Raw genomic sequence first — 6,059 nt, forward strand, 5'->3', positions numbered from 1 at the left:
TGTGTAAATTGTTAATTATTCATATATATGTAATATAAAATAATTAATATTTTTTTTTGTTTTTTTACGCTTAATTTTTACTATGTTTTTTACACCTTGTGTAATTTTTCCTTTTTGGTTTTTTTGGGGTGGGGGGTTATAAGAGCCTCGGCGGCAGCGTCTTATTCAACACCGTCCGGCCCCAGACGTCTGGGGCCGGACGACTCCCGTCCGGCATTCTCCCCGGCGGCGGATGGATCAGCGATTCCTGAAGTTGGCTTCGCGCTTCTCGGTGAAGGCGGCCATGCCTTCCTTCTGGTCCTCGGTCGCGAAGGTGGAGTGGAACAGCCGGCGCTCGAACCGGATGCCTTCCTCCAGCGTCGTCTCGTAGGAGCGGTTGACCGACTCCTTCGCCATCATCACGACCGGCCGGGAGAGCGAGGCGATCCGGGCGGCCACCTTCAGCGCTTCCTCGATCAGGTCGGCGGCGGGAACGATCCTGCTGACCAGGCCGCAGCGCTCAGCCTCCGCGGCGTCGATGGTGCGGCCGGTCAGGACCATTTCCATCGCCTTGGACTTGCCGACGAACCGGGTCAGGCGCTGGGTGCCGCCGGCGCCGGGGATGGTGCCGATGGTGATCTCCGGCTGGCCGAACTTGGCGGTATCGGCCGCCAGGATGAAGTCGCACATCATGGCAAGCTCGCAGCCGCCGCCCAGCGCGTAGCCCGCCACGGCGGCGATCACCGGCTTGCGGGCAGTCGCCACCCTGCCCCACTTCTTCGTGATGAAGTCGGAAAGATAGACGTCCATGTAGGTGTGGTTGGCCATCTCCTTGATATCGGCGCCGGCGGCGAAAGCCCGCTCGCTGCCGGTCAGGACGATGCAGCCGATCTCGTCGTCAGCCTCGAAGGCATCGACGGCGGCGGCCAGTTCGGTCACCAGCGCGTCGGACAGGGCGTTCAGCGCCTTGGGCCGGTTGAGCTTGATGAGGCCGACCTGCCCATGGGTCTCCACCAGGATATTTTCGTAAGGCATGCTTCTCTCCCCCTTGAATGGGCGCGGCCGTCGCCTTGGGGCGGGCCTTGCCGTAGAACCGGTGATTGGGTTGCTTGGATTAAGGCCTGGCTACTGCGGATTGACGATGAAGCGAACCGTCAGGACACCGCCCGGCGCTCCTGGGTCGGTCAGCTCGATCCGCAGTGACTCGCCATCGCGCGTATAGCGTCCCTCGCCGGCCGATTTCCAGCCGAGCTGCGGCGCGGCATCGGCATAGAAGCTTCGGACGGCGGCGGCCCGCACCCGGCCGGTCGCCACCGCCTGGACGATCCTGCCGCCGGGCTTGTCGAAGACGAGGCTCTGATCGCCGACGCCGACAAGGCCCGGCATCAGGGGCAGGTCGTCGATCCCGTCGACGAAGGCGCTCTCCGCCGCCTGGGCCGGATAGATGCCGGAAACGGGCAGGCCGGACGGCGCTGCGGCGAGCAGGAGGATGGCGAGGACCGCCGATGTGAGGACCGGATGGTGCGGCATGCCGAACTGGTACATCAGCGCTGGCGTCGTGGACAATAGAAAGTCGAGCGGTTGGCCTGAACGATCCGCTGCACCCCTCCGGTGCTCGATATGTCGCAGGTGCAGCCGGGGCAGGCCTGCCCTTCCCGGTCGTAGACCGAGAAACTGTGCTGGAAATAGCCCAGCTCGCCCGACGCCTGGACATAGTCGCGGAGCGTGGAGCCGCCGGCGGCGATGGCCTCGGTCAGAACCTCGCGAATCACGGGCACCAGCCGTTCGGCGTCGCGGCCCGCCACCGTGGCCGCGATCCGCGTCGGGCCGATCCCGGCCCGGAACAGAGCCTCGCACACATATATGTTGCCCAAGCCCGCCACGACCGTCTGGTCGAGCAGGGCCGACTTGATCGGCGTGATCCTGCCCTTCAGCGCGCGGGACAGCGTTTCGGCATCGAATTCGTTGCCCAGCGGCTCCGGCCCCAGCGACGCCAGCAGCGGATGGCTGTCGAGCACGTCGGCCCCGGTCATCGCCATCAGGCCGAATCGGCGGGCGTCGTTGAACCGGATGTCGGACCCGTCGTCGGTGGTCAGCAGGACATGGTCGTGCGCCGCCGGCGGCCCCAGGTTCCGGCCGATGGTCATCCGGCCCGACATGCCGAGATGGACGATCAGCACCTGATCGTCGTCCAGGTGGATCAGGATGTATTTGGCGCGCCGCCGGATGGTGACGACCCTGCGGCCGGTCAGCCGCTCGACCATGCGGTCGGGGAACGGGATGCGGAGGTTGGGCCGGCGCTGCTCGACCCTGGTCAGCACCCGCCCCTCCATCTTCATGGCGAGCCCGCGGCAGACGGTTTCGACTTCAGGCAGTTCGGGCATGGGGACTTCGGCTGGTTGACGAGGCGGTCCGGTCGGACCTGCGCCGTATCATATAGTCACGAAGCCGCCCATGATGCGGAAATCGATCCATCGTGGAAGCGGCCGCCGGCCGCTTTGCCGTTAGCGGCCGGAGGCCGCTTTGCCGTTAGCGGCCGGAGGCCGCTTCCACAGGGACGTCAACTCGCCGGAATCGCCGGGCTGCGCCGGTCGAGCACCTTGTAGAGGGCGCTGTGGTCCAGATCGCCCTCCACGGCCAGCAGGTCGCGGAACATATCGGCCACCTGGGCGGTCAGCGGCGCGTCGAAGCCGGTATCGGCAGCGGCGGCCAGCGCGTTGTCCATGTCCTTCAGGTGGGTGACGGAACGGCCCTTGGTCTCGAACGCCTTCTCCACCATACGGGAGCCGTGCAGGTCGAGCACGCGGCTCTCGGCGAAGCCGCCGCGCAGGGCTTCGCGCACCTTGGCCGGATCGGCGCCGCCCCGTTCCGCCAGCAGCAGCGCTTCGGCCACGGCGGCTATCGTGACGCCGACGATGACCTGGTTCGCCAGCTTGGCGTATTGGCCCGCGCCGGAGGGACCGACCAGCGTGGGCCGCCCCATCGCTTCCAGAACCGGAACGACCCGGAGGTAGTCCTCCTCCCGTCCACCGGCCATGATTGCGAGGGTGCCCTGCTCCGCCCCGACGGTGCCGCCGGAGACCGGAGCGTCCAGGTGGGACACGCCGCGCCCGGCCAGCACCCGCGCATGTTCGCGCGCCTCGGCCGGCTTGATCGAACTCATGTCGATCAGGATGGAGCCCGGCCGCATCGCCTCCGCGACGCCCTGGCCGGTCAGCAGGTCGGAAACGACGGGACCGTTCTCCAGCATCGTGATGACGATGTCGGCATCGGCCACGGCACCAGCCGCCGTGTCGGCGACGGTGGCGCCGTCGGCGGCCAGCGGCTCCGCCTTGGCGCGGGTCCGGTTCCAGACGGTGACGTCATAGCCAGCGCCCAGCAGGCGGCGGACCTGACGCGAGCCCATCAGGCCCAGGCCGAGAAATGCGATGCGCGGCAGCGCTTCGGGCATGATCGCCTCCAGATTTGGCAAGTTAGTTCAGCCGGATGGACGGCGTCCGCCCAAAACCGCCGGACACGCGGGAAATACCGGCCGCCAGCAGCGGCCAGAGCAGCAGGAGCACGCCGATCGTCATGATCGTGCCGACCAGACCGTTGGACCAGAACACCGCCAGCGAGCCGCGGGCCATGATCATCGACTGGCGGAACGCGTCCTCCGCCTTGTCGCCCAGCACCATCGCCAGGACCAGCGGCGCTATCGGGTAGTCGAGCTTCTTGAAGACGTAGCCGACCAGACCGAACGCCAGCACCAGCCAGAGGTCGAAGGTCCCGCTGTTGACCGTATAGGCGCCGATGAAGCAGACGACGACGATCACGGGACCGATGATCGAGAACGGGATGCGCAGGATGGAGGCGAACAGCGGAACCGTCGCCAGCACCAGCACCACGGCGACCACGTTGCCGATATACATGCTGGCGATCAGGCCCCAGACGAAGTCGGGCCGCTCGATGAACAGCATGGGTCCCGGCGTCAGGCCCCATATCATCAACCCGCCCATCATGACGGCGGCGGTGGCGGAGCCGGGGATGCCCAGCGCCAGCATCGGCAGCATGGCGCTGGTTCCCGCCGAATGGTCGGCGGCTTCCGGCGCCACGATGCCGGCGGGCTCGCCCTTGCCGAACTCCTTGCCCCGGCGCGAGAACCGCTTGGCGAGGCCGTAGCTCATGAACGAGGCCGCCGTGGGTCCTCCCGGCGTGATGCCCATCCAGCAGCCGATCAGGCAGCTCCGCAGCAGCGTCACCCAATGGCGCGGCAGCGTGGCGATGGTCTTCATCACCTCGCGCGGGCTGACCCGCGCCCGGATGCCGTCGAAGCGCAGCCCCTCCTCCATCGTCAGCAGCAGTTCGCCGATGCCGAACAGGCCGATGACGGCGATCAGGAAGCTGATGCCCTTGATCAGGTCGGGGATCTCGAAGGTCAGCCGCAGGCTGCCGGAAATCGTGTCCATGCCGACGGTGGCGAAGCCGAAGCCCAGCATCATCGACACGACCGTCTTGAACGGCGAAGCGCTGCCCATGCCGACGAAGCTGGCGAAGGTCAGGAAATAGACCGCGAAGTATTCCGGCGAGCTGAATTTCAGGGCGAACTTCGCGACCCAGCTCGACAAACCGGTGATCACCAGAACGCCGAACAGCGCGCCGATGCCCGCCGACAGGAAGGCCAACGTCAGCGCATGCGTCGCCTGCCCCTTCCGCGCCAGCGGATAGCCGTCGAAGGTCGTGGCGACGGAGGACGGCTCACCCGGAATGTTGAACAGGATCGACGTGGTCGATCCGCCGAACAGCGCGCCCCAGTACATGCTGGTCAGCAGGATGATGGCCGAAACCGGGTCCATCGTGAAGGTCAGCGGCAACAGCAGGGAGACGCCGTTCGGCGCTCCCAACCCCGGCAGGACGCCCACGAGAATGCCCAGGAGGACGCCGGCCCCCATGATGGCGATATGATAGGTGGTCAGCGCGACGCTGAACCCCGTCATAAGGTTCGAGAAGTTCTCCAAGGCGTTTTCCCCCAGTTTTTCTTAATTCGGCCGGTCAAGACCGATTACTCGGGCTCAGTAGATGCCGAGCATCGCTTCGACGGGACCCTTGAGCAGCGGCACCTGGAACCAGACCTCCATCACGACGTAGAAGGCGATGGCGGTCCCGATGCTGACCAGCGCCGCCAGGGGGATCTTGAACCGGCCCTGGATGGTCATCACGGCGAACAGGTACACGGTCATCGCGACATAGAGGCCCAGCAGGACGCAGAGCGCCACGAAAGCGACCATCGGACCGGCGAAGGCGACGATCCGGCCGGCCTGCTCGCCCGTCAGGAAGACCTGTCCCGTCCGCCGGTGCTGGGTGAAGGCCTGCGCCACGACGCCCAGGCTGGCGAGGACGATCAGCAGGCCGATGTAAAAGGGGAAGTATCCCGGCTGCGGGCCGGCATCGTCCCACCCGGTCCCGAATTCCGTGGCGCCGTAGCTGATGATGGCGCCGGCCAGGGCCGTGACGCAGCCGGTGGCGATCTCCATCGCGAAGCGGGAAAGGACCATGCCGTGAAACATGCGCATGGATGGGCCTCCATGAAAGCGGTTGAGGGAAGCGCGGGGGTGCAGGCGCCAAATGCCTGCACCCTGAAACGGCTTCTTACTGGACTGCCCAGCCTTCCTTCTTGAAGACCTGGACCGCCTTCTCCTCATCCGCCTTGACGAAGCTGCGCATCTCGTCGCCGGTCAGGAAACGGTCGGTCTGGGAGGTGCGCTCGATGTAGGACTTCCATTCCGGCGTCTGCTGCGCCTTGGTCAGGACATCGACGAAGAACTTCACCGCGTCGTCGGGCACGCCGGCCGGCAACCAGACGGTTCGCGGCATCTGGTAGTTCTCGACGTTCAGCCCGCCTTCCTTGCAGGTCGGGATGTCGGACCAGCTCATGTCGCCAGCGACCTTGGGACCGGCAGCCATCCGGTTGGCGCTGAAGACGCAGAGCGGACGGACCATGCCGGCCTTCCACTGGCCGAAGTTCTCGTTGGGATTGTTGACGTTGGCGTCGATATGGGCGCCGGCAAGCTGAACAGCCGCTTCGCCGCCGCTCTTGAACG

The 6,059-nt window shown here is 66.0% G+C and carries 7 protein-coding genes; all 7 read right to left on the reverse strand.

The annotated features are described in order from the left end of the window. Window positions 1-237: 237 nt before the first annotated feature. Window positions 238-1,014: an enoyl-CoA hydratase gene (locus tag AC5JJ6_RS37325; RefSeq protein WP_496046887.1), complete on the reverse strand. Its 777-nt coding sequence runs from the start codon at window positions 1,012-1,014 to the stop codon at window positions 238-240. 90 nt (window positions 1,015-1,104) lie between these two features. Further along, complete coding sequence (locus AC5JJ6_RS37330; RefSeq protein WP_496046888.1) at window positions 1,105-1,545, reverse strand: hypothetical protein; 441 nt, start codon at window positions 1,543-1,545, stop codon at window positions 1,105-1,107. Beyond that, window positions 1,524-2,363 (reverse strand): bifunctional DNA-formamidopyrimidine glycosylase/DNA-(apurinic or apyrimidinic site) lyase, encoded by an 840-nt coding sequence (gene mutM / locus AC5JJ6_RS37335; protein ID WP_496046889.1) that lies wholly within the window; start codon window positions 2,361-2,363, stop codon window positions 1,524-1,526. The genes AC5JJ6_RS37330 and mutM overlap by 22 nt, the downstream gene beginning before the upstream one ends. A 176-nt stretch (window positions 2,364-2,539) precedes the next feature. Continuing rightward, complete coding sequence (locus AC5JJ6_RS37340) at window positions 2,540-3,430, reverse strand: NAD(P)-dependent oxidoreductase (protein WP_496046890.1); 891 nt, start codon at window positions 3,428-3,430, stop codon at window positions 2,540-2,542. A gap of 22 nt (window positions 3,431-3,452) precedes the next feature. Further along, window positions 3,453-4,955, reverse strand: a complete 1,503-nt coding sequence (locus AC5JJ6_RS37345) for a tripartite tricarboxylate transporter permease (RefSeq protein WP_496046891.1) — start codon at window positions 4,953-4,955, stop codon at window positions 3,453-3,455. Window positions 4,956-5,030: 75 nt separating this feature from the next. Further along, complete coding sequence (locus AC5JJ6_RS37350; protein ID WP_044433377.1) at window positions 5,031-5,531, reverse strand: tripartite tricarboxylate transporter TctB family protein; 501 nt, start codon at window positions 5,529-5,531, stop codon at window positions 5,031-5,033. A 76-nt stretch (window positions 5,532-5,607) separates the two neighbouring features. After that, window positions 5,608-6,059: type 2 periplasmic-binding domain-containing protein (locus AC5JJ6_RS37355; protein ID WP_496046892.1), on the reverse strand; the 452-nt coding region annotated here is incomplete at its 5' end.

The organism is Skermanella sp., assembly GCF_059503625.1.

Coding starts and splice junctions, on each gene's coding strand:
- AC5JJ6_RS37350 (WP_044433377.1), bottom strand. CDS start 5,531: ATGCGCATGTTTCACGGCATGGTCCTTTCCCGCTTCGCGATGGAGATC.
- AC5JJ6_RS37325 (WP_496046887.1), bottom strand. CDS start 1,014: ATGCCTTACGAAAATATCCTGGTGGAGACCCATGGGCAGGTCGGCCTC.
- AC5JJ6_RS37340 (WP_496046890.1), bottom strand. CDS start 3,430: ATGCCCGAAGCGCTGCCGCGCATCGCATTTCTCGGCCTGGGCCTGATG.
- AC5JJ6_RS37345 (WP_496046891.1), bottom strand. CDS start 4,955: ATGACGGGGTTCAGCGTCGCGCTGACCACCTATCATATCGCCATCATG.
- mutM (WP_496046889.1), bottom strand. CDS start 2,363: ATGCCCGAACTGCCTGAAGTCGAAACCGTCTGCCGCGGGCTCGCCATG.